We start from the raw sequence: 22,293 nt of genomic DNA on the forward strand, positions 1-22,293 counted from the left end.
AAGAACTGTGAAATCTTGTGAGCCAGGGGGCCCTTTGTGTTGGTATTGATTATTGATACAGGCTGGTCTGCTGCAGCAGACGACTGTTCTTGCCAAACTGGTTGCGCAGGAAGGCCATCTGATCGCCCCGTATGCGGTGACTGTTGATCAGGGCCAGGTACTCGGCCATGTTGGGAACATAGGGCAACGCCAGCAGCTCCATGTCGATTTCAGCCAGCAGCCGGCTGCCCTTGCGCTGGTTGCAGCGTTTGCAGGCGCACACCACATTGGACCAGTGATCGCGCCCGCCCCGGGAGGTGGGCACGATATGATCACGGGTCAGCACGTTTTCATTGAATGACTTGCCGCAATACAGGCACAGATGCTGGTCACGGCGAAACAGGGCGCGATTGGTCAGCGGCGGCGCCCTGCGGCGCTCCACGTGGGCCAGGCCGTCACAGGCGATAATGGAATGCAGGGACAGCGAAGAGCGACAACCACTGAGGCGATTGATGCCGCCCTGCAGACGGTAGATCACATCGCCCAGGGTCCAGGTCACCAGCCCACGGGCGTAAAGCACAGCGGCCATCTGCCAGTCCAGCCATTCGATCGGCGTGCCGGTCTTGTCCAGTCGCAGAATGCGTTCACTCATAGATATCCTCGGCTTGGCAAGCAAACTGTCGAAACATCAACAGCTCCATGAAACCCGGTATTAGTGAAATTTCTGCGACAGGAACACAAAGAGGACAGTAGTGCGGCAGCGTCGATGAACCGGTACATTCTTTGTGTTTGCCCTTGTGATTAACCAACCACGGCAGGCTAATCACAAAAGCAAGACGTGTTCAAATAATAAACAGCTCGCCACCCTTATCGCAACAGGCAAGGCCATGCTTCATATTCACTCTCTGCAACATGCCCTGATTCAAGCCCGGGACCTGCACCTGGATGCGGGTCAGGGCATTCATCTGCAGGGCCCATCCGGTGCCGGCAAATCCCTGCTGCTGCGCTGTCTCGCCGATCTGCTGCCCTGGCAGGGTGAGATGGAATTGCATGGCCGTTCGGTCTGGGCGCAAACGCCCGTGCAGTGGCGTCGCCAGGTGGTGTATTGCAGCACCGAAAACCACTGGTGGCTGCCGCGCTGCGCCGATCATTTTCTGCACGATCCCCGCACCGACATGGACAGCGTCGGCCTTGACCCGGCACTGCTGGAACGTGCCCCGGCACAACTGTCCAGTGGCCAACGACAACGCCTGGCGCTGTTACGTGCGCTGGACCGTCAGCCAACGGTACTCTGTGCCGACGAACCCTGCGCCAACCTGGACGACCACAGCCGCGCCCGGGTGGAAGCACGGCTCGAGGCGTTCGTGCAACGGGGAGGCATGCTGATCCTCACCCACCATCAGAAACCGTCACTGCCCCTGACGCCCTGGCGGATTGAAAACGGGCGGGTTCACCATGCATGACATTACCCTGCCCGTGCTGATGCTCGCCGGCCTGCTGATTGCGGCCGTCAGCGCCCTGCTCTATCGCCAGCACCGCCGTTCCGCCCGGCAACTGCTGTGGGCCACCCTGCGCATGGCTGTGCAGCTCACACTGGTGGGCCTGGTGTTGCAGGCCCTGTTTGCCCATACCGCTTTATGGAGTGTCTGCCTGGTGGGCCTGCTGATGATGTTGCTGGCCGGCCACGAGATCCGTGCCCGGCAACGTTATCGTGGCGGCTGGCGTGGGGAATGGCTCACCGGGCTGTTGTCCCTGTCGCTGGGTTCCATGCTGCTGACCCTGCTGACGCTCACCGTGCTGGTGCAACCGGAGCCCTGGTATCAGCCCCGCTATGCCATTCCCTTTCTCGGCATGCTGCTGGGCAACAGCATGACCGGCATCGCCATGACCCTGAACCGCATCCGCGAAGGCGCCTTCCAGCAGGCCGCGATAGTGGAGACCCGGCTGGCGCTGGGCGAAGATGCCCGCAGCGCCAGCGCCGGGCTGCGCGCCGACGGCCTGCGTCAGTCACTGATCGGCGTCATAAACATGCTGGCTGCCGCCGGCGTGGTCAGCCTGCCCGGCATGATGACCGGTCAGCTACTGGCCGGCGCCGACCCGCTGACCGCGGTGCGTTACCAGATACTGATTCTGCTGCTGATTGCCACCGCCACGGTGATCGGCTCGCTGGTGGCCGCGGAGCTGGCCTGCCGGCAGCTGTTCGATAACCGCCAGCGGCTGGCGCTGGGGACCTTTACGGATCACGGCTAGCCGACTGCGCCGCCATAAAAGGCAGCCGATAGCAGGCATGGGCGGTGGCGCCGGTGTTGTCCGTGTCGGTCATGATGGCCAGCGCCTGCACCTGGTCCACATCGATATGGTGATAACGCTGGAAATCCTCACGCACATTGCGGGCAAAGGCATGCCAGCCCGGGGCCTCACCGGGGCCCTGCACCACCACCATATGGGCCTGACTGGCAAAGGGGTTGGGCCAGTGGGCACCGACCGGTTGCTGACGGGACCAGACATAGTTGATGGCCCGGCTCTGCCAGGGGAAAAACCCCTTGTGGACCACATACACGCGGGCGACAAAATCATCGCCGCCCTTGCGCTGCTCGTTTGCCGCCGGCCAGTCCGGCAGCACGTCCGCCCGCCATTGCCAGTGCAGCCAGGGTGTCTCGCGCAGGGAAAAGTCCGCCTCACGCACCAGCCCGGAGGCGCTGGCCCGGGCATCCGCACACCAGTGATCGCCCTCGGGCTGATAACGGGTGTGCCCCTGGAAACTGACCTCACGCCAGCCATCCGCTAGCGGTGCGGCCCAAGTGGCCGGGCTAACGAGCAAGGACAGCGCCAGTAATCGCGGTATACACTGGACCAACCGGTCACAAAGAATGGTCGTATTCACGTCCTGAATTCCTAGAATATACACCCTGTTTCATTTACCAGAAGGCAGCGCCCATGCAGTTTGATTACATTATTGTCGGCGCCGGTTCCGCCGGCTGTGTATTGGCCAATCGACTCTCCGAAAACCCCAACACCCGCGTTTGCCTGATCGAAGCCGGGCCGGCGGATAACAGCCTCTTTGTCCGGCTGCCGTTGGGCATCATCCTGCTGATGCGCTCCAACGCCCGCAACTGGCGCTACTACACGGTACCGCAGAAAGCCCTCAATAACCGCCAGGTCTATATCCCCCGCGGCAAGACCCTGGGTGGCTCCTCGGCGGTGAACGCCATGTGCTATACCCGCGGCCACAAGTGGGATTACGACCACTGGGCAGAGCTGGGCAATGAAGGCTGGAGCTACCAGGACGTACTGCCCATTTTCAAACGCTCCGAGCACTACGAGCCCGGCGAGAACGAATTCCACGGCACCCACGGCAAGCTCAATGTCTCCGAGCTGCGATTCAGCCACCCGGTAAGTCGCGCCTTCGTGGAAGCCGGCGTGGAAGCCGGCCACCCGGCCACGGACGATTTCAACAATGATGTCCAGGAAGGTGTGGGCCTCTACAAGGTCACCCAGAAAGCCGGCGAGCGCTGCAGTGTGGCCCATGCCTACCTGCACCCGATCATGGACCGCCCCAACCTGACCGTGATGACCGAAACCCTGGTCAACCGCGTGCTGTTCGACGGCAAGCGTGCCATCGGCGTGGAAGTGGAACAAAAGGGTCAGATTCGCACCCTGGAAGCCGCCAACGAAGTGATCCTGTCCGGTGGCGCCATCAACTCGCCGCAATTGCTCAAGCTTTCCGGCGTGGGCCCGGCGGCGGAGCTGGCGCAACACAACATCCCGCTGGTACACGAGCTGCCCGGCGTCGGCGAAAACCTGCAGGATCACCCCGACGCCCTGGTGGTCCACAACAGCCTGCAGAAAGACACCCTGAGCCTGGGCCCGGGCGCCCTGCTCGGCAGCCTCAAACAGGTGTGGGACTTCTTCTATCGCCGTACCGGCCAGATGACCTCCAACGCGGCAGAAGCCGGCGGCTTCATCAAGTCCCGTCCGGAAGAAAGCATTCCCGACCTGCAGTTGCACCTGACCGCCACCAAGCTGGACAACCACGGCCTCAACCTGGGCTTCAGCATGGGCTACGGCTACTCCGGCCACGTTTGTGTGCTGCGTCCCAAGAGCCGCGGCAGCATCACCCTGCGCGATGCCAACCCGCGCTCGCCGGCGCTGATCGACCCGCAGCTGCTGGCCCATGAGGATGACATGGAAGGCATGGTCCGTGGCGTCAAGGAAGTGCGCCGTATCATGGCCCAGCAGGCGCTCAACGACTGGCGCGGCGAGGAAGTCTTCCCGGGCAAGCAGGTGCAGAGCGACGAGGAAATTCGCGAGTTCCTGCGCCAGAAATGCGACAACATCTACCACCCGGTGGGCAGCTGCAAAATGGGTAACGACGAGATGGCCGTGGTCGACAGCCAGCTGCGCGTGCACGGCATGGAAGGCCTGCGTGTGGTGGATGCCTCCATCATGCCAACCCTGATTGGCGGCAACACCAACGCACCAACGGTAATGATTGCCGAGAAAGCCGCTGACGCGATTTTAGGCGTTGGCTGATTGACCGGCGGGGCGCATCAAGCGCCCCGCTTTCCCCTCCCTGCCCCTTTCCTTTCACCTGCCTGTCATCTTTTTTTTACAAACTGCTCCCAACGGTGAATTACGTTTTTCGTTTTCAGGGGGGCACATGAACGACGTTGCATCATCACCACGGGCGGAACTGGTTGAACTGCTGTGGCAGCTCAAACAGAGTTTTGATCAGCAGGGCGACAGCAGCCTGCGTTTCATCCACTTCAATACCCTGCTCAATGACCCGGAATACCGGGCGGAAATCATTGCCCGCGCGGCCAAAAGCCCGAATCGCAAAATCCGGGAGCTGGGGGAAAAACTGCAACTGGCAAACCGCGACGGCGGGCTACTGAGAAAAGCGGCCCGCGAGCCCGGCCTGCCGGGTAGCAACCCGGCACTGATGAACCCGGACATCGCGGAAACCATCGGCACCCGCTCCAGCCAGCACCTAGGCGAGCAGCGCCGCCGCTATCGCTGGCTTTGGCTGGTGGCCGCGCTGGTCATCGCGGTGGGTGGCTACTTTTCCTACCACCCGGCCCGCCAGATGCTGGTCGGTGAGCAGGTAGTCTCCGGTTCCCTGTTCGGCAAACAGCACTGGGGCGCCAACACCACCTGGATTCTCAACGGTATTGTCTACCTGGAAGCCGGCGCCGAGCTGACCATCGACCCGGGCACCCGCATCGAAGGCCGGCCCGGCTCGGCGCTGGTGGTCACCCGGGATGCCACCCTGTTCTCCCGTGGCCAGGCCCAGGCGCCCATTGTGTTCACCAGTAACCAGCCCGCCGGCACCCGTACCGCCGGTGACTGGGGTGGCGTGGTGCTGCTGGGCAACGCGCCGGTCAACGTCAACAACGGCCAGATCGAAGGGGTACCCGCAGGCGACAACCGTGGCGCCTTTGGTGGTAACGACCCGGACTCGTCCTGCGGCGTGATGGAATTCACCCGTATCGAGTTCGCCGGTTTCGAGGTCTATGCGGACAACGAACTCAACGGGCTGACCCTGGGCGGCTGTGGCAGTGGCACCATCATTCGTAACGTGCAGGTGCACCGGGCCCTGGATGACGGCATCGAAATTTTCGGCGGCGATGTGGACCTGCGTAATATTGTCATCACCGGCGCCGGCGATGACTCGCTGGACTGGGACATGGGCTGGCGCGGCCGGGTACAGTTTCTGGTCGCCGAGCAGTATGCCAATGTGGGGGATAACGGTTTCGAGGGGGACAACCTGAAGGGCAGCCCTGATGCCCTGCCCCTGTCGGAACCGACCATGTACAACGTCACCCTGCTGAGCCCGCGCAGCCATGAAAAATACCACCGTGCCATGACATTGCGTCGCGGTACCGGCGGCCATTTCCATAACCTGCTGATCGAGGGTTTCTCCGGCGAAACCATCGACATCAAGGACACCGCCACGGTGGCCCGCATTGACGAGGGCAAACTGAGTTTCGGCAGCATGATGGTGCACAAGGTGGGCAGTCGCGGCCTGACCTTCTTCGATAACGAATCCATGGATCAGGATGACGACGGTGGTTTCGACGAGCGACTTTATTTCCAGAGCAGCGCCGTGAAGGCCCAGTTCGGCACCGACCCGCAATTCACCCGTGATGCCACCAGCATGGCCCATCCGGACTTTGCGCCTTCGGCCAACTCACCGGCGCGCAACGGCGCCGCCGCCATTCCCCAGGGCGAGTTCTGGGATGAGGCCGCCAACTACCTGGGCGCCATTCGCCCGGGCAGCGTCACCAGCTGGGTGGATGGCTGGACGGATTTCCCCCTTAACTGAGACAAAAAAAACGGTGGCTCGAAGGCCACCGTTTTTTTATACACACAACCGCAGGCTTACCGCACAACCACGAAGAAAACCCCACCGTGGCGATTGATACGCAGCAGTAGCGGGGCCTTCTTGTCGGTGACCGCCGCCCGCAGGTCTTTCATGGTTTCCACATCCTTGCGGTTGGCGTTGATCACCACGTCGCCCTTGCGCAGGCCGGCATGCCAGGCCGCGGAGCCATTCTCCACGTTATCCACCAGCACACCACTGTCGGCATAGTTGAGCTCGCCCTTGCGCAGGTCACGCAGCTTGGCCCCCTTGAGGTAATCGGAGAGCGCTTCGCCGCCGGAGGTTTCCTGGTTGGACTCGGTGATGACCGCCGACACGTCCTTCTGTTTGCCGTCACGGACCACACTGAGTGTGACCTTCTCACCCACCGGCGACATGCCCACCTTGTTACGCAGGTCGGAGGCACGGTTCACCGAGCGACCATCCACGGCCACCACCACATCGCCGGTTTTCAGGCCGGCCTTGTCCGCCGGGCTCTTGGGCTCCACCTGGGTCACCACCACACCGCGCTTGCGCTTGACGCCAAAGGCATCGGCCAGCTCCGGGGTCAGGTCCTGAATGGTGACGCCGAGCATGCCACGGCGTACTTCACCGTGGGCAATCAACTGCTTCATCACATTGCGGGCCATTTCCGTGGGGATGGCAAAGCCGATGCCCACATTGCCGCCGGCCGGCGCCAGGATGGCAGTGTTGATGCCCACCAGCTCGCCGCGCAGGTTGACCAGCGCGCCGCCGGAATTACCCGGGTTGATGGACGCATCGGTCTGGATGAAGTTCTCGTAGCCCTCGATACCCAGGCCGGTGCGGCCCAGGGCGGAGACGATACCACTGGTTACCGTCTGGCCCAGGCCGAACGGATTACCCAGGGCCACCACATAATCGCCCACCCGCAGCTTGGTGGAGTCGGCAATGGCGATCTGGGTCAGGTTGTCGGCCTTTTCCAGCTTCAGCACCGCCAGGTCCACCTCTTCATCCAGCCCCACCAGGGTGGCGGACAATTCCCGCCCGTCAGTCAGAGTGACCTTGATATCATCGGCATTCTTGGCCACGTGGGCATTGGTCAGCACATAGCCGTTCTTGGCATCGACGATCACCCCGGAACCGGCCGCCCGGGCACGGCGCTCGGGCATCTGCTGCTGGTCGGGCATGTTGAAGAAGCGCCGGAAGAAGGGATCTTCCATGAGCGGGTTACGGGCCTGGCGGACCCGGGTTTCGATGGCAATGTTGACCACCGCCGGCGTCACCTTCTCCAGCATGGGAGCCAGCGACGGCATGGGCTGTCCCGAGGCCGTGGTGTCGGGCAACGCGGCCTGGGCCGGTGACAGGCTCGACAGCATGACGACCAGAAGCCCGAACAGGAAAAACGGGCGCGTAATAGAGTTAGACAAGGGTAAATCCTCCTGTGTCCGGATAGCGAGTTACACATGGAAGGATGGCAAACAGGCAAGACACGGTGCGACCGAACTGCATTATCACCCCGACACCGGCCAATCGGCCCATGGCCACCTCATTGTTTGGGACCGACAAAGGTGCCCTACGGTTCCGCAAGAAACAGACGCACGCCATTGTATTCGCTGGATTCTCCCAGGTCCGGCCAGGTGGTGGCATGCCATTGGCCCAGTAACCGGTAGCCGGGCGGGTCCAGGTCAGCGATGCGCGAATCCGCCAGCAACACCTGCTCGGCGGCGCGGAAACGTGCCAGCAATGACAGGTTATCCCGGTCATAGAGAATATCCGCGGCGGTGACCCGGTCCGCCACCGCCAGCGCCGCGTCCAGGTCCTGGCTCAGTTCGATCTGGACCTGGTTTTCGGCGGCATTGAGCGCCGTGGCCATCAGGGCATCCTCGTCCAGGTCGCAGGCAATCACCCGGGCCGCGCCGGCCCTGGCGGCGGCAATGGCCACCACCCCGGAGCCCGGCCCCACATCCACCACGCAGCGCCCTTCCACCCACTGGGGATTGGCCAGCAGATGGCGTGCCAGCACCTGCCCGGACGCCCAGCAGAACGACCAGTAGGGCGGCTCCTCCATGATGGCATTGATCACCACCGGGTCCAGAGCCCGGTCCTCGAACAGCTCGCTGATCAGCCACAGGCGGATCTGCGGGACCAGCGGCAGAGCCTGACTGGACAGGGACACATCCGGTAATAGACGGTGGAGACGTTCATGCAAGGCCGGCAGGCCTACTTTTTCTGTAGTGTTTGGCATACCCTATGGACAGCCTCAGGTCAGTCACAAATCGTCGCAGAGAATAACAAAATGATCGGCAAACAGGGATTATCCCTGCTGCTGGCGCTGCTTTTGAGCTTCGCCGCCAGTAGCCAGGCCAGGGAAATCTGGACCCAGGGGGTTCCCGAACCCTACTTCAAGCACTTTCTGGACTTCTACAAGGCCGACCCCAGTGCCATGGGCCGCTGGGCCACCGGGTTGAAGAACATCTCGTCCGACCAGCTTGATCGGACCCTCAAGGCACTGGACACCACCCAGTTCACCTACCTCTACCCCATGGAGATGAAGGGCTACGACCTGCCCGCCGAGAACGGCATCCCCACCGACCAGCTGTCATTAATGGCGGTGCGCGCCGGCAAGCTGGTGCCGATTCCCTTCCAGTTCGACGAGTTCGACAAGACCGGCCTGATCTGGATCGACGGTTTCAACGACCATGACCCGGAAGGCAAACCGGGTATCTTTGATGATTTCGACGAGCTGGTCTTCATGTTCCGTGACGGCGGCCAGGAACGTTATGACCCGAGTCGCCACACCCTCAAGCAGGGCCTCATCGTCGAGGAAATCCGGCTGGATTCGCCGCGTAACCAGCCCCGCTACATCTATCTGGTGCGCAACAACCCGGCGCGCTCCCGGGCGGATTATGTGCAGGCCAACCTGGAGGAAGGCTGGGTGCAGAGCACCCTGATGCACATGGACTACAACCCCAAGGATTTCACCGAAATCGACAAGATGTATCCGCGCCTGGGCCCGCACAAGGACCAGAGCGTGTTCGACAACCTCTACGTGAATATCAGCACCGGTATCCTCAACCAGAACCTGCGCGTGGATCTGGACACGCGCAAGAACATCAAGGCCACCCCGGTTGCCGTGCATGATGGGCCGGTGCGCGCCTCAATGCTGGTCAAGGCGCGCATCTGGTACGCTTTCATGCCGACCTTCTTCAGTCAGAAATTCCAGGTGGATTTCTACGAGCAATCGGTGACCATCCCGTCGCGCTTTGCCATCGGCAGCATGCGGGTACTGAAATTCTTCCTCATGTTCCTGCGCGACCCGCGCATTCACTTTGCCCTGGATCTGCACAACATGGACGGGGCCCGGGTGACCTTCCAGACGGTCTACGGCCAGAAACGCTATGGCGTAGTGGACGGCAAGATGAGCCCGTTCGAACAGACCATGACACGCACCCGCCTGCCCGGCGACTGGGTCTACATGGATTCCAATCAGGGCTGGGAAATGTTCTTCAGCAACCACATGCCCGTGGTGCCCGGCGGCCTGTTCGATTCGTTCCTGAGCGGGCTGCGCATGAACATGTTCTATCAGGATGACCCCAAGGCCACCACCGACTACGAGCGTTTTGCCGGCGCGTCACCGCGGCTGGGCTTTGAAAGCGAAGGGCTGCCGCGCACTGCCATTTCACTGATGGGCGCCATCCCCAGGCTGGATTATGCCGACATGGACAGCCTCGGCGAGGCCATTGTCGCCCTGGCCGCCGCCGACAAAGACGGCAAGTTCAGAAAATACGACGCCATCGTCAACGAGCATCTCACCGAAATGATGAAGGCCGGGCAGATCACCACCGTGGACCAGCTGGCCGATGCCTTCATCGCCGACCTGGACCGCATGAACTTCACCGGCATTCCCCGCGCCACCTTCAATCAACTGATCCATCAGGCGATTGTCGATACCACCCCGGCGGTCAACCAGGTACACCACGGCAAGGTACTGGCACGCATGGTGGAGCTGGCCAAACAGCAAGGTATTGATATTACCCGGCTACGCTACGCCACCATGGATAACACCCTGTGGTTCCCGGCCTGGGTGGGCCCGGGCGGGCCCGAGGATTTTCAGTGGCAGGTGACTCACCCGCCGGTGGCCCGGGTCATGGCGCGTCCGGCTCCGCCTGCTGCTCGCGCAGCCACTCGCTAAAGCCCGGCGGAATCTGCCCTTCCTCATCCAGTGCCGGGAAGGGCACCCCCCTCTGCTCGCAGAAACGGGCAATCTTCGGGTGGCCCCAACGGAACAACAGCTCATTATAGCGGGCCGGTGCCAGCCGGGGCTGGTCGTAGAAACCGGCAGCGCGGCGCTGCTCACAGGCCTCGGCCAGAATGATGGCGGCGGCGACACTGACATTGAACGACTCCACCATACCCATCATGGGAATGATCACGTTCTGATCCACAGCGGCCGCCGACGCCTCGCCGACGCCAAACTTTTCCGTGCCCAGCAACAGCGCCGTAGGCCGGGTGTAATCCACCTCCCGGTAAGGGATGGCATCGTCAGACAGGTGAGCGGCCAGCACCTGCACCCCTTCGGCCTGCAGATCACGAATAGCGCTGACACCGTCATCGTATTGATGCGCCTGCACCCAGCGCTGGGAGCCCATGGCCGTGCCGGCCGCCGCCCTGGCCCGGTTACCGGGCAGCACGGAATAAACATCCAGAATGCCCACCGCATCGCAGGTTCGTACAATGGCGGCAATATTGTGGGGCTTGTGCACCCCGTCCATGATCACCGTCAGGTCGGGCTGACGACGGTCCAGGGTTTCACGGATGCGGCGGTAACGTTCCGGGGTCATGGGTACTTTCCTCGTAGCTGGCCGCGGATTATATCGGCCCGGCCGGCCCTGACAAAATTCACGCCCGCCGACGCCGACGCCGATTACCGTCACCCTGCCACTGCCACCGGCAGACCGAATCCGCTAGGCTTGGCGATCGATAGATGCAGACAAGCAGAGAGATCACCATGAACGAGCCCACCCCCCGCCGCCTGCCACTGGACGGAATCCGTGTTATCGAGCTCGGCCAGCTACTGGCCGGCCCGTTTACCGGCACCCTGCTGGCCTATTTCGGCGCCGATGTGGTGAAGGTGGAACCACCGGGCGGCGATCCCATCCGTGGCTGGCGCAAGCTGGATGACACCGGCACCTCCTTCTGGTGGCGCAGCCTGGGACGCAACAAGAAGTCGGTGACCCTGGATCTGAAAACCGACCAGGGCAAGGCACTGGTGCGCCGCATGATGGCCGACGCCGATGTGGTGATCGAAAACTTCCGCCCGGGCACCATGGAAAACTGGGGGCTGGGCCCGGACAGCTTCCGCAACGACAACCCCGGCCTGATTTACACCCGGATCTCCGGCTATGGCCAGACCGGCCCCTATGCCAGCAAGCCCGGCTACGCCTCGGTCTGCGAGGGCATCGGCGGTCTGCGCTACGTTAACGGCTTCCCCGGCGAGCGCCCGGTGCGCCCCAACCTGTCACTGGGCGATACCATCGCCGGCCTGCACGCAGCACTGGGCATCCTGCTGGCCCTGTTCGAACGCCAGCACAGTGAACAGGGCCAGGTGGTGGACGTGTCCCTGTTCGAGTCGGTCTTCAACCTGCTGGAAGGGGTAATCCCGGAATTCGACGGCGCCGGCGTGATCCGCGAACCGGCCGGCTCCACTGTGACCGGCATCGTGCCCACCAACACCTACCGCTGTGCCGATGGCAAATACGTGGTGATCGGCGGCAACGGCGATTCCATCTTCAAACGCCTGATGACCACCGCCGGCCGCCCGGACATGGCCGACAACCCGGCCATGGCCAGCAATGCCGGGCGGGTGGAACACGAGCAGGAAATCGACGCGGCCCTGGACCAGTGGTGCCGCAGCCTGCCCAGCGACCAGGTACTGGCACAACTGGAAGACGCGCGCGTCCCTTCCGGGCCGATCTACTCGGTGGCCGACATGTTCCAGGACCCGCACTTCCAGGCCCGCGGCCTGTTCCAGCAAGTGCAAATCAACGGCAAACCCCTGAAGGTGCCGGCCATCACACCACGGCTGGCCAGCACCCCCGGCGAAACCCGCTGGCCCGGCGGCGAGGCCGGCAGTCACAACGAGGCGGTACTGCGGGAAGAACTGGGGTTGAGTGAGGAGGAGTTTGCCGCGCTAAAGCAACAGGGCGTGATTGGTTAACGCATCAGAACTGAGAGCACAAACACAACAGTGATGCAACAGCGTCTGCAGATAAAGATACACAGGGTGTCCGTCAAACGTGTCTTCGCATGACAATCCTTCTTGCCGACAGGAACGACATATCAGCGTCGGGCACTCAACTGCCCATACAGATTATCGATAACCCGGCTGGCAATGCGTTTGGCTTTATCGGTATAGGGCCCGGCAAAACGGCCCTCCAGGTTGGCCATGAAGTGCGCCAGCCAGCGCTCGTGATGTTCGCCGGTGAGCGACTGTTGGTCATCCAGGGCCCGGTGTTTGGCCATCATGTGGCGCTGGTAGCCCTTTTCCCCCAGCAGCATCTTGTGCCAGTACTGGCAGATGATGGGCAGGTGCGCCTGTAGATCCACCTGCGCCACCTCCAGAAACAGGGGCGCCATCAGCGGGTCGTCCAGCAGGCGCCGATAGAAGCCATGGACCATGGCATCGATATTGTCGTGGCAATCCAGGTCCGGCAGGGCCTGGTCATCGTCCCGAAGCGCGGCCGGATGGAAAATTTCTACTGCGGTCATTACCAGTCGATGCGACGCAGCAGGATATCCTTGTACATGACGAAGTCGCCGGCCAGGCTGTACCAGGGATGCTTGAAGGTCGCCGGGCGGTTTTTCTCGAAGAAGAAATGCCCTACCCAGGCAAAGCCATAACCCACTACCGGCAGCAACCACAGGGCCCACAGGGTGCCGGTGAATACCACCCAGGCCAGCAGGGCGATAACGCAGGAGGTGCCGACGAAATGCAGGCGGCGACAGACCGGGTGGCCGTGCTCCTGCAGGTAATAGGGGTAGAATTCGGCAAAGCTCTGGAAATCGGATTGTTTGATGGTTTCCATGGCTGGCTCCTTACTGCTGCACAGTTGTTGTTATCTCGGGGGAACGTCCAGTTTGCCTGCGGCCGGGTTGGACGGCTTGTAGGCAACGGCTGCCTGACTCCATTCTACCGGGAAGCGGCAGCGAATAATTGTGATAGCGCGCCACGCTGATGGCATACATGACCATTGCCCACTGACAGGGTTCATGGACAATGACGCCTTTTCACAATCAACCGGATGGTTATATGGCTTTACGACCCCGCATGCGTCGCATCATCACCCGCCAGGGCACGCGGATTCCCCGCAGTCTGGATTCCCTCACCCGGGTCGGGGACGAAGTCAGCGCGGAACGGGGGGGCCTGGGCTCGGAACAGGTGGATGCCATCTGGCGCGCCACCCGCAGCCTCTACCGGGGCGGCATGAGCCCGGCCATCAGCCTGTGCCTGCGCCGTCACGGTGAAATCGTGCTCAACCGCAGCCTGGGCTACGCGGACCCGCAGGCCGGCCGCATCATGACGCCGGATACGCCGGTCTGCCTGTTCTCGGCCTCCAAGGTGGTGACCGCCATGCTGGTCCACCATCTGGTGGAACAGGGGCAGCTGGATCTGGATGACCCGGTCACCCGCTACCTGCCCGCCTATGGCCAGCAGGGCAAGGAGCGCACCACCATCCGCCATCTGCTCACCCACCAGGCCGGTATTCCCCGCCCGCCGGAAAAGGTGGAGCCGGAGATTCTCTATCGCCCGCAGGACATACTCGACCTGCTGTGCAGCGCCAAGCCCAGCGGCTTCAACAGCCAGGCCTACCATGCCATCACCGCCGGTTTTGTACTGGGCGCCGTGGTGGAGGCGATCACCGGGGAAGACCTCAATGCCACCCTGGACCGGGTGATTCGCCAGCCCATGGGCATGACCTATTTCACCTTTGGTGCCACCGGGCCGGAACGGGCCCGGGACGTGTCCACCGGGTTGCCCATGAAGCTGGTGGACCTGTTCCTCACCTATGCGGTGGGCGGCAGTATTGATGAGGTGGTAGAGGTGACCAACGACGACCGCTTCCAGGACATCATCGTGCCCGCCGGCAACCTGTATGCCACCGCCGAGGAAGCCAGCCGCTTCTTCCAGATGCTGCTCAACGACGGCGCCTATAACGGCCAGCAGATATTCCAGCCGGAGACCGTGCGCCGGGCGCTGGAGCCGGCCTATCACCGTCCGCGCATTGACCGCACCCTGCTGTTGCCACTGAATTTTTCCAGCGGTTTCATGCTCGGCAATCGTGGCATGGGCATGTTCGGCCCCGGCGCTCCGAAGGCCTTCGGGCACCTGGGTTTTATCAGCATCTACTGCTGGGCCGACCCGCAGCGGGATTTGAGCGGTGCCCTGCTGACCACCGGCAAGGGCGTTGTCGGCCCCCATTTGCCGGCGCTGTTCAATTTGCAGTACACCATCAACCGTCACACCCGTCTGCGGGGATAGGATCGCCGCGCAGGCACTGCACACATTCCAGCGACAGGCCCAGGCGGGCATTGCGACCGTCAGGGGTGGTCACCCAGGGGCGGTTGATAAAAGGGGGCTGGTGGCGCACATGCTGGCGATGCCCGCAGGATAGCAGCATGATCCAGTGGCCCCGATCGTCCTGCCGGAACCCGCTCACTGTCACCGTATGATCATCATTGCTTGCCATGGCCCGAATACCAAAATGCCCGCGGATGCGGGCATTTTGACATAAAGCGTATCAGCTGGCTTTTTGCAGCGCGCGTTCCGCTGCCAGGCCCCGATACAGGCTCAGGCACATCAGCAGCAGTACCACGGTAAAGGGTAACCCGGTGGTCACCGCACCGGCCTGCAACGCCTTGAGGGCCTGCTCACCGCCGCCATACAAAAGCGCACCGGCAATCAGACCTTCCATGACTGCCCAGAACACCCGCTGGGGGACCGGGGCATCCAGCTTGCCGCCGGCGGTAATGGAATCAATCACCAGCGAGCCGGAATCCGACGAGGTCACGAAGAACACCAGCACCAGCACGATGGCCAGGAAAGACACGATACCGGTAAGCGGCAAGTGCTCCAGCATCTGGAACAGGGCCAGGGACTCGTCACCGATACCGTTGGCCAGCTCCCCGACGCCGTTGACAACCTGATCCAGCCCGCTGCCACCAAAGGCGGTCATCCACAGGATGGTGATCAGGGTCGGCACCAGCAGCACGGCGGTGATGAATTCACGCACCGTGCGCCCCTTGGAAATGCGGGCGATAAACATGCCGACAAAGGGTGACCAGGAAATCCACCAGGCCCAGTAGAACACGGTCCAGCCATGGAACCAGGTATCGTCGCTACGGCCAATCCAGTTACTGAGCGGAATGATGTTACTCAGATAATCCACAGTGGTGGTGCCCAGGCCACTGAGAATCAACAGGGTTGGCCCGGCAAAAATCACGAATACCAGCAGCGCCAGGGCCACCAGCATGTTGATGTTACTGAGCAGTTTCACCCCGCCATCCATGCCACGAATCACCGACAGGGTGGCCACTGCCGTGACGCCGACGATAATGGCGATCTGCACATTGATCGCATTGGGCGTATCAAACAGGAAATGCAGCCCACCGGCGGCCTGCTTGGCGCCCAGCCCCAGCGAGGTGGCCAGCCCGAAGATGGTGGCCAGTACCGCCAGGGTATCAATGATATGGCCGGCCCAGCCCCAGCAACGGTCACCCAGCAGCGGGTAGAAGGCCGAGCGAATGGTCAGCGGCATGCCCTTGTTGTAGGCGAAAAACGCCAGTGACAACGCCACCACCGCATAGATCGACCAGGGATGAATGCCCCAGTGATACATGGTCGCGCCCATGGCAAGGTCACGGGCGGCATCCGTATTGGGCGCCACATTCAGCGGCGTGCCATACCAGTCGGTGTAGTAAGCCACCGGCTCGGCCACGCTCCAGAACATCAGGCCAATGCCCATGCCGGCGGCAAACAGCATGGCGAACCAGGACCAGGTGGAAAACTCCGGCTTGGCATCCTGACCGCCCAGGCGGATCTTGCCCACCGGCAGGATCGCCAACGCAATGCAGAACAGCACGAAGACATTGCCGCCCACCATGAACAGCCAGTCGAAATGATCAATGGCCCAGTCCTTGGACCCGTTAAGCAGGTTATTGGCCACTTCCGGGAAGGCCAGTGTGCCAATCACGAAAGTCAGAATCAGCATGGCGCTGATGAAGAAAACAGGATTGTGCAGATCCATACCCAGGACCTGCACATTATCCTGGCCGACGTCATAGTCGGTCTGATAATCAATACTCATTGGGACTCCGTTATCCGTCTTGCTTTGGGTGCGCGTTACACGTCGCGACTTGCAGCCAGTCGGTCCGGACGATGCCGGGCTTGCCTGCCCGAAAGAATCTCCCTGTGTGAGACATCACCTGAACCGGAACCGGTGGCCCCGCAGGGCCACCGCCGGGATCAGAAGTAGAAATCAAAGGAGACGTAGGTGGCGCGGAAGTCCCCTTCCGAGACATCACCGTTACGGTCGATATCGGCGTTCTGCCAGAGATATTCCAGATAGATCCAGCCCGGGCCGTATTTGTAACTCACCCCGGGGCTGTAGAAGTTGCCCTGGGCATCGTTACCCTGGGTCTTGGACTTGGCGGTGCCGCCATCTACATAGAAGTACCAGTGATCCCAGGTGTAGCCCAGCTCGGCAATGTGGCGTTGTGTTTCCACCTCGTTATCCGCCGGTTGCGTAGCCACTGCGGGCCAGCTGGCCAGGTCCATGCCGGAGAAGTCACGCTTGGTATCGATAAAACGATACTTGGCAGCAAAGTCGCCCATCTCGAACAGATAGTGAATATCCAGTGCTTCATGACGGCCATTGTCATTGGGGCTGGCAGAGGCCAGATCCTGCAGGCGGCCTTTCTGGTAAGACACGCCGAAAGTGTTGCCCGGCAGGAAGGTCCAGTCACCGTTGACCACACCGGTCTTGATCTTGCGATAGGTCAGCGAGCTCCCCCAGTGCTTGTTGTCATCCAGGGTATCGGTGCTCTTGGCGCCGAAGTCATCCTGGTGGTAGTAAGCCACATCGTAATGGAAGTTGCTGATGTCGGAACTGAGCTTGATACCCACATCCATCTGGTCACCATAACCGCCTTCCAGGCCGTCACCGGGCCAGAAGTTGGCGGTTTTCCAACCGAAGGGAACCTGGGATTTACCCACCTTGATGATGGCGTCGTCATTGAGGTCATAACCGATCCATGCCTGATGCATGGCAAAGGTATCACCGCTGTTGTTGTTGGCCGGATCGGAAAACGCCCCTTTGCCCCAGCGGGCTTCGGCACTGAAATGCCAGGGGCCGTAACTGTTGCCATCATTGGCATAAACGACAAAGGCCGGGTCGGCGAACTCACCGCCGGTTTCCTTGTCTACGGCATTGTCTTCGGCGTATTGGTAAACCCACCAGACACCGCCGGTTAGCTTTGGCGCCGCAGTGGCGTTGAGGGGAATGGAGGCGGCAAGCAAACAACTTACATAGCCTGCGCACTTGGTAATGGCACGCTTTTTCATTTGAGTCTCCCTTCTCTTCAAGTCTTAAACAGACTAAATACTGATCAGGTGATGTCAAATACAGCCCCTTTGTCCACGTTCAAGAAACGCGGCAATCAATCTCGCATGAACGATATTCGAGGCTTATTGACAGAGAGATTGCCGGGCAGGCCGGCGATGGCAACGAACGCAGGGGTTCGTTAAAAAAAGCAGGGAAAGGTAGGCGGCTTTAACTGTCGCGACACGAAATCATCGGCCTTGTCTGCAAAGGGGGCGCGTACCTTAACACAATTACCCGCCCCTTTCAGGGTTGCGTGTCAGTATGCCGCCTTGATGATGTCGATGGCCGGCATCAACACATCTCGCCATTGTTGCTCCAGTTGTTTGCCGCACTTCGGCCATATCGGTATTGGCGAACAGGGTACGCACCGCATCGGAACGACGGATGAAACATTGATAGAAATCTTCAAAAAAACGTTCTGAGGCGCAGCATCTTCCATAGCTCTGAAAGACGGCATCAGTGGCAAGACAGGTATTCATGGTTTTCCCCGGACAATAAAAAAGCGGGCCGGTAATCCGGCCCGCCTACTCTATCCGGGGTCGGGGTAACTAACCCCGATCCAGATCAATTACATGTTGGAAAGAATGGCATCGCGCACCGCATCCAGCTGTGCATCAATGGTCACCATGCGGGTGTCCTGGCACTGAGCGATGGCGGTGTCCGGGTCTTTCAGGCCGTTACCGGTGAGAGTACAGACGATAGTGGAGCCTTCCGGAATCTTGCCGGCCTTGATATCGCGCATGGCGCCACCGATGGAAGCGGCGGAAGCCGGCTCGCAGAACACGCCTTCCTTCTCGGCCAGCAGTTTCTGTGCGGCCAGGATTTCCTGATCGCTCAGTTCATCAAACCAGCCACCGGACTCCTGCTCCACTTTCAGCGCCTTGTCCCAGGACTGCGGGTTACCGATACGGATGGCGGTCGCCACCGTTTCCGGATCGGCTACCGGGCCGCCACGCATGAAGGGCGCGGCGCCCTCAGCCTGGTAACCCACCATCTTCGGCGCCGCGTTGACCACGCCGGATTTATGGTATTCGCTGTAACCCATCCAGTGGGCGGTAATGTTGCCCGCGTTGCCCACCGGCAAGCAGTGATAGTCCGGGGCACGGCCCAGCTCTTCGACGATTTCGAAGGCGGCGGTCTTCTGGCCCTGCAGGCGGAACGGGTTCACTGAGTTGACGATGGTCACCGGTGCATGCTCGGCCACCTGCTTGACCAGCTCCATGCCCTGGTCAAAGTTGCCACGGATCTGCATGATCACGGCACCGTACATCATCGCCTGGGCCATCTTGCCCATGGCGATCTTACCCTCGGGGATGATCACGAAGGCGGTGATCCCGGCACGGGCCGCGTAGGCGGCAGCCGCGGCAGAGGTGTTACCGGTGGAGGCACAGATGATGGCATTGCTGCCCTCTTCCACCGCCTTGGTCACGGCCATGGTCATGCCGCGGTCCTTGAAGGACCCGGTGGGGTTGAGCCCTTCGTATTTGACGTAGATATCCACGTCCTTGCCGAGCAGCTTGGGAATGTTCTTCAGGCGAATCAGCGGGGTGTTGCCCTCGCCCAGGCTGATAAGCGGCGTGTCATCATTCACCGGCAGGTGGTCGCGGTAGCGGTTGATCAGGCCGGTGTAACGGTCACGAAAAGGCATAATCTCTATCTCTTTCAAAAGCGTCAGACATCTGACATCGGACGTCAGACTCGGTCATTCAGGCGTCCAGGTTTTCCACGCGGATGCGCATTATATCGCTATCCACGGTCTCAAGGGCAGCAATCTTGGCCAGGGCCGCGTTCATGTCACCCTCACGCACCTCATGGGTCATCATCACGATCGGTACCAGCCCCTGGTCCACTTCGCGCTGCACCAGGGCATCAATGCTGACGTTGTTGTCGCTGAGGATACGGGTGATATCCGCCAGTACGCCGGTCTTGTCCTGCACATGCAGGCGCAGGTAGAAGCAGCAGGTCACGTCGTCGATGGTCAGGATCGGCTCATCGGACATGTGATCGGTGTGGAAGCCCAGGTAGGGCACGCGCTCGTCGTGGTCCACGGTCAGGGCACGGCCCAGCTCGATGATGTCGGCCACCACCGCCGAAGCGGTCGGCTCGGCGCCGGCACCGGCGCCGTAGAACATGGTCGGGCCCACCGCATCGCCGTGGATCATCACCGCGTTCATCACGCCGTTCACTGCCGACAGCATGGTTTCCTTGGGAATCAGGGTCGGGTGCACGCGCAGCTCGATGCCGTTACCGGTATCCTTGGCGATGCCCAGGTGCTTGATGCGGTAGCCGAAGTGGGCGGCACTGGCCACGTCTTCGGTGGTGATGCGGCTGATCCCCTCGGTGTACACCCGGGAAAACTGCAGCGGAATACCGAAGGCAATGGAGGCCAGGATGGTCAGCTTGTGGGCCGCGTCGATGCCTTCCACATCAAAGGTGGGGTCCGCCTCGGCGTAACCGAGCTGCTGGGCTTCGTCGAGCACGTCCTTGAAGTCACGGCCCCCCTCTTCCATCTCGGTGAGGATGAAGTTACCGGTGCCATTGATGATGCCGGCCAGCCAGTTGATATGGTTGGCGGCCAGGCCTTCCCCCAGGGACTTGAGGATGGGGATGCCGCCGGCCACGGACGCTTCAAAGGCCACGTCCACGCCATTGTCCTGGGCGGCCTGGAAGATCTCGTTGCCGTGCTCGGCGATCAGTGCCTTGTTGGCGGTGACCACGTGCTTGCCGTTTCTGATGGCCGTGAGCACCAGCTCGCGGGCGGTGTCGATGCCGCCGATCAGCTCCACCAGGATGTCGATATCCGGGTCGGTGGCCACGGCAAAAATATCCCGGGAAATACGCATACCGGTAGTATCGCAGGCCGGATTGTCGCGGCGGGCGCCAATATGGGTAATCTCAATGGGGCGCCCCACACGACGGGCAATATCCCGCGCGTTGCGCTTGAGTACATTTACGGTGCCCGAGCCAACCGTGCCCAGGCCTGCAATACCCACCTTCACCGGATTCACGTTACTTCCTCATGGTTAGTCCAGCAGGCCATCCTGGCGGAACATCTTCTTGATGCCGCGGATCGCCTGCCGGGTGCGTTGTTCGTTTTCAATCAGGCCGAAACGGACGTGATCGTCGCCGTATTCGCCAAAACCGACGCCCGGTGACACGGCCACCCCGGCATCGGCGAGCAATTTCTTGGAAAACTCCAGGGAGCCCAGCGCCTTGTAGTGGTCGGGGATCGGCGCCCACACGAACATGGTGGCACGGGGCTTTTCCACCTGCCAACCGATCTCCGCCAGGCCGTCCACCAGCACATCGCGGCGCTTGCGGTACATCTCGCAAATCTCGCTGACGCAGCTCTGGTCGCCCTCCAGGGCGGCAATGGCGGCCACCTGGATGGGGGTAAAGGTGCCGTAATCCAGGTAGGACTTGATGCGGGCCAGGGCGTGAATCAGCTCCTTGTTGCCGCAGCAGAAGCCCACCCGCCAGCCGGGCATATTGTAACTCTTGGACAGGGAGAAGAACTCCACCGCCACGTCCTTGGCCCCTTCCACCTCCAGGATGGAGGGCGCCTTGTAGCCATCAAAGACGATATCCGCATAGGCGATATCGTGGACCACCCAGATCTGGTGCTCGCGGGCAATGGCCACCACCTTCTCGAAGAACTCCCGTTCCACGCACTGTCCGGTGGGGTTGCCGGGAAAATTGAGCACCAGCATCTTCGGCCTGGGCCAGGATTCCTTGATGGCCCGCTCCAGCTCAACAAAGAAGTCCACGCCCTTGACCAGTGGCACATGGCGGATATCCGCATTGGAGATCACGAAGCCATAGGGGTGGATCGGGTAGCTGGGGTTGGGCACCAGCACGGTGTCACCCGGGCCCATGGTGGCCAGGGCCAGATGCGCCAGGCCTTCCTTGGAACCGATGGTGACAATGGCCTCGGATTCCGGGTCCAGGTCCACATTGTAGCGGCGCTGGTACCAGTCGGTGATGGCCTTGCGCAGGCGCGGGATACCCCGGGACTGGGAATAGCGGTGGGTGTCGCCGCGCTGCACCGTCTCGGTGAGCTTGTCGACGATGTGTTTCGGGGTGGGCTGGTCCGGGTTGCCCATGCCGAAATCGATGATGTCCTCGCCCCGCGCACGCGCCGCCTTCTTCAGCTCACCGACAATGTTGAACACATAGGGCGGCAAACGACGAATTCGCTGGAAATCGGTTTCCACGGCATCACCTTGAGGCGGGGTTGAAAGGAGCCGGACACATTAACGGCGCATCAAGGCGCCGTCAATGTATCCACGCTGTCCGGCCGCCGCAAAGCGC

General features: G+C 61.5%; 21 protein-coding genes. 7 read left to right on the forward strand and 14 right to left on the reverse strand.

Annotation, left to right across the window (positions count from 1 at the left end; all coding sequences use genetic code 11):
- Positions 1 to 49: 49 nt before the first annotated feature.
- Positions 50 to 631: an HNH endonuclease gene (locus A11A3_RS02020; RefSeq protein ID WP_008927592.1), complete on the reverse strand. Its 582-nt coding sequence runs from the start codon at positions 629 to 631 to the stop codon at positions 50 to 52.
- Between the two features lie 235 nt (positions 632 to 866).
- Between A11A3_RS02020 and A11A3_RS02025 the strand changes: the two genes are divergently transcribed.
- Both A11A3_RS02025 and A11A3_RS02030 read left to right on the forward strand, forming a co-directional pair.
- Complete coding sequence (locus A11A3_RS02025) at positions 867 to 1,442, forward strand: ATP-binding cassette domain-containing protein (RefSeq protein ID WP_008927593.1); 576 nt, start codon at positions 867 to 869, stop codon at positions 1,440 to 1,442.
- Positions 1,435 to 2,229 (forward strand): ABC transporter permease, encoded by a 795-nt coding sequence (locus A11A3_RS02030; RefSeq protein ID WP_008927594.1) that lies wholly within the window; start codon positions 1,435 to 1,437, stop codon positions 2,227 to 2,229. Before A11A3_RS02025 ends, A11A3_RS02030 begins: the two co-directional genes overlap by 8 nt.
- Here the strand turns inward: A11A3_RS02030 and A11A3_RS02035 are convergent.
- Complete coding sequence (locus A11A3_RS02035; protein WP_157375234.1) at positions 2,213 to 2,863, reverse strand: DUF3047 domain-containing protein; 651 nt, start codon at positions 2,861 to 2,863, stop codon at positions 2,213 to 2,215. The genes A11A3_RS02030 and A11A3_RS02035 overlap by 17 nt on opposite strands.
- A 53-nt stretch (positions 2,864 to 2,916) precedes the next feature.
- On the opposite strand from A11A3_RS02035, the gene A11A3_RS02040 reads away from it, so the two are divergent.
- Together A11A3_RS02040 and A11A3_RS02045 are read left to right on the forward strand one after the other, a co-directional pair.
- On the forward strand, positions 2,917 to 4,512 hold the full coding sequence (locus tag A11A3_RS02040) for a GMC family oxidoreductase (protein ID WP_008927596.1): 1,596 nt from the start codon (positions 2,917 to 2,919) through the stop codon (positions 4,510 to 4,512).
- A gap of 127 nt (positions 4,513 to 4,639) precedes the next feature.
- Entirely contained in the window at positions 4,640 to 6,304 is a 1,665-nt protein-coding gene (locus A11A3_RS02045) for a beta-helix domain-containing protein (RefSeq protein ID WP_008927597.1), read from the forward strand.
- 56 nt (positions 6,305 to 6,360) lie between these two features.
- On the opposite strand, the gene A11A3_RS02050 is transcribed toward A11A3_RS02045, so the two are convergent.
- Positions 6,361 to 7,749, reverse strand: coding sequence for a DegQ family serine endoprotease (locus tag A11A3_RS02050; RefSeq protein ID WP_008927598.1), 1,389 nt, complete (start codon positions 7,747 to 7,749; stop codon positions 6,361 to 6,363).
- A 146-nt stretch (positions 7,750 to 7,895) separates the two neighbouring features.
- A complete protein-coding gene (locus tag A11A3_RS02055) occupies positions 7,896 to 8,531 on the reverse strand; it encodes a class I SAM-dependent methyltransferase (protein ID WP_008927599.1) in 636 nt (211 codons plus the stop codon).
- An 87-nt stretch (positions 8,532 to 8,618) separates the two neighbouring features.
- On the opposite strand from A11A3_RS02055, the gene A11A3_RS02060 reads away from it, so the two are divergent.
- Entirely contained in the window at positions 8,619 to 10,514 is a 1,896-nt protein-coding gene (locus A11A3_RS02060; RefSeq protein ID WP_008927600.1) for a hypothetical protein, read from the forward strand.
- Here the strand turns inward: A11A3_RS02060 and trmH are convergent.
- Entirely contained in the window at positions 10,468 to 11,163 is a 696-nt protein-coding gene (trmH, locus tag A11A3_RS02065) for a tRNA (guanosine(18)-2'-O)-methyltransferase TrmH (protein ID WP_008927601.1), read from the reverse strand. The two genes, A11A3_RS02060 and trmH, sit on opposite strands and share 47 nt — an antisense overlap.
- A gap of 167 nt (positions 11,164 to 11,330) precedes the next feature.
- Between trmH and A11A3_RS02070 the strand changes: the two genes are divergently transcribed.
- Positions 11,331 to 12,539: a CaiB/BaiF CoA transferase family protein gene (locus A11A3_RS02070; RefSeq protein WP_008927602.1), complete on the forward strand. Its 1,209-nt coding sequence runs from the start codon at positions 11,331 to 11,333 to the stop codon at positions 12,537 to 12,539.
- A 122-nt stretch (positions 12,540 to 12,661) separates the two neighbouring features.
- Here A11A3_RS02070 and A11A3_RS02075 read toward each other — a convergent pair whose 3' ends face one another.
- Together A11A3_RS02075 and A11A3_RS02080 are read right to left on the reverse strand one after the other, a co-directional pair.
- Complete coding sequence (locus tag A11A3_RS02075) at positions 12,662 to 13,090, reverse strand: group III truncated hemoglobin (RefSeq protein WP_008927603.1); 429 nt, start codon at positions 13,088 to 13,090, stop codon at positions 12,662 to 12,664.
- Positions 13,090 to 13,407 (reverse strand): Mpo1-like protein, encoded by a 318-nt coding sequence (locus tag A11A3_RS02080; protein WP_008927604.1) that lies wholly within the window; start codon positions 13,405 to 13,407, stop codon positions 13,090 to 13,092. The genes A11A3_RS02075 and A11A3_RS02080 overlap by 1 nt, the downstream gene beginning before the upstream one ends.
- A gap of 224 nt (positions 13,408 to 13,631) precedes the next feature.
- Between A11A3_RS02080 and A11A3_RS02085 the strand changes: the two genes are divergently transcribed.
- On the forward strand, positions 13,632 to 14,861 hold the full coding sequence (locus tag A11A3_RS02085) for a serine hydrolase domain-containing protein (RefSeq protein ID WP_051011729.1): 1,230 nt from the start codon (positions 13,632 to 13,634) through the stop codon (positions 14,859 to 14,861).
- On the opposite strand, the gene A11A3_RS17380 is transcribed toward A11A3_RS02085, so the two are convergent.
- The 7 genes from A11A3_RS17380 to alaC all read right to left on the reverse strand — a co-directional run bounded on the left by A11A3_RS17380 (position 14,833) and on the right by alaC (position 22,196).
- A complete protein-coding gene (locus A11A3_RS17380) occupies positions 14,833 to 15,069 on the reverse strand; it encodes a DUF3565 domain-containing protein (protein WP_157375237.1) in 237 nt (78 codons plus the stop codon). The genes A11A3_RS02085 and A11A3_RS17380 overlap by 29 nt on opposite strands.
- A 51-nt stretch (positions 15,070 to 15,120) precedes the next feature.
- On the reverse strand, positions 15,121 to 16,686 hold the full coding sequence (locus A11A3_RS02090; protein ID WP_008927607.1) for a BCCT family transporter: 1,566 nt from the start codon (positions 16,684 to 16,686) through the stop codon (positions 15,121 to 15,123).
- A 158-nt stretch (positions 16,687 to 16,844) separates the two neighbouring features.
- Positions 16,845 to 17,942 carry a hypothetical protein gene (locus A11A3_RS02095; RefSeq protein WP_008927608.1) on the reverse strand — a complete coding sequence of 366 codons (1,098 nt, stop codon included), beginning with the start codon at positions 17,940 to 17,942 and terminating at the stop codon, positions 16,845 to 16,847.
- 270 nt (positions 17,943 to 18,212) lie between these two features.
- Positions 18,213 to 18,461, reverse strand: coding sequence for a hypothetical protein (locus A11A3_RS17385; protein WP_202802660.1), 249 nt, complete (start codon positions 18,459 to 18,461; stop codon positions 18,213 to 18,215).
- Between the two features lie 89 nt (positions 18,462 to 18,550).
- Entirely contained in the window at positions 18,551 to 19,630 is a 1,080-nt protein-coding gene (thrC, locus tag A11A3_RS02100; RefSeq protein ID WP_008927609.1) for a threonine synthase, read from the reverse strand.
- Positions 19,631 to 19,688: 58 nt separating this feature from the next.
- On the reverse strand, positions 19,689 to 20,990 hold the full coding sequence (locus A11A3_RS02105; RefSeq protein ID WP_008927610.1) for a homoserine dehydrogenase: 1,302 nt from the start codon (positions 20,988 to 20,990) through the stop codon (positions 19,689 to 19,691).
- A gap of 15 nt (positions 20,991 to 21,005) precedes the next feature.
- Positions 21,006 to 22,196: an alanine transaminase gene (gene alaC, locus A11A3_RS02110; RefSeq protein ID WP_008927611.1), complete on the reverse strand. Its 1,191-nt coding sequence runs from the start codon at positions 22,194 to 22,196 to the stop codon at positions 21,006 to 21,008.
- Between the last annotated feature and the right edge of the window lie 97 nt (positions 22,197 to 22,293).

The sequence above is a fragment of the Alcanivorax hongdengensis A-11-3 genome (genome assembly GCF_000300995.1).
GTDB lineage: Bacteria > Pseudomonadota > Gammaproteobacteria > Pseudomonadales > Alcanivoracaceae > Alcanivorax > Alcanivorax hongdengensis.

What these genes read in the sequence shown, in the direction of transcription:
- A11A3_RS02040 (WP_008927596.1), top strand. Translation starts at nt 2,917, where the DNA reads ATGCAGTTTGATTACATTATTGTCGGCGCCGGTTCCGCCGGCTGTGTA.
- A11A3_RS02070 (WP_008927602.1), top strand. Translation starts at nt 11,331, where the DNA reads ATGAACGAGCCCACCCCCCGCCGCCTGCCACTGGACGGAATCCGTGTT.
- A11A3_RS02080 (WP_008927604.1), bottom strand. Translation starts at nt 13,407, where the DNA reads ATGGAAACCATCAAACAATCCGATTTCCAGAGCTTTGCCGAATTCTAC.
- A11A3_RS17385 (WP_202802660.1), bottom strand. Translation starts at nt 18,461, where the DNA reads ATGAATACCTGTCTTGCCACTGATGCCGTCTTTCAGAGCTATGGAAGA.
- A11A3_RS02020 (WP_008927592.1), bottom strand. Translation starts at nt 631, where the DNA reads ATGAGTGAACGCATTCTGCGACTGGACAAGACCGGCACGCCGATCGAA.
- A11A3_RS02025 (WP_008927593.1), top strand. Translation starts at nt 867, where the DNA reads ATGCTTCATATTCACTCTCTGCAACATGCCCTGATTCAAGCCCGGGAC.
- A11A3_RS02095 (WP_008927608.1), bottom strand. Translation starts at nt 17,942, where the DNA reads ATGAAAAAGCGTGCCATTACCAAGTGCGCAGGCTATGTAAGTTGTTTG.
- thrC (WP_008927609.1), bottom strand. Translation starts at nt 19,630, where the DNA reads ATGCCTTTTCGTGACCGTTACACCGGCCTGATCAACCGCTACCGCGAC.
- A11A3_RS02075 (WP_008927603.1), bottom strand. Translation starts at nt 13,090, where the DNA reads ATGACCGCAGTAGAAATTTTCCATCCGGCCGCGCTTCGGGACGATGAC.
- trmH (WP_008927601.1), bottom strand. Translation starts at nt 11,163, where the DNA reads ATGACCCCGGAACGTTACCGCCGCATCCGTGAAACCCTGGACCGTCGT.
- A11A3_RS02060 (WP_008927600.1), top strand. Translation starts at nt 8,619, where the DNA reads ATGATCGGCAAACAGGGATTATCCCTGCTGCTGGCGCTGCTTTTGAGC.
- A11A3_RS17380 (WP_157375237.1), bottom strand. Translation starts at nt 15,069, where the DNA reads ATGGCAAGCAATGATGATCATACGGTGACAGTGAGCGGGTTCCGGCAG.
- A11A3_RS02045 (WP_008927597.1), top strand. Translation starts at nt 4,640, where the DNA reads ATGAACGACGTTGCATCATCACCACGGGCGGAACTGGTTGAACTGCTG.
- A11A3_RS02030 (WP_008927594.1), top strand. Translation starts at nt 1,435, where the DNA reads ATGCATGACATTACCCTGCCCGTGCTGATGCTCGCCGGCCTGCTGATT.
- A11A3_RS02090 (WP_008927607.1), bottom strand. Translation starts at nt 16,686, where the DNA reads ATGAGTATTGATTATCAGACCGACTATGACGTCGGCCAGGATAATGTG.
- A11A3_RS02085 (WP_051011729.1), top strand. Translation starts at nt 13,632, where the DNA reads ATGGCTTTACGACCCCGCATGCGTCGCATCATCACCCGCCAGGGCACG.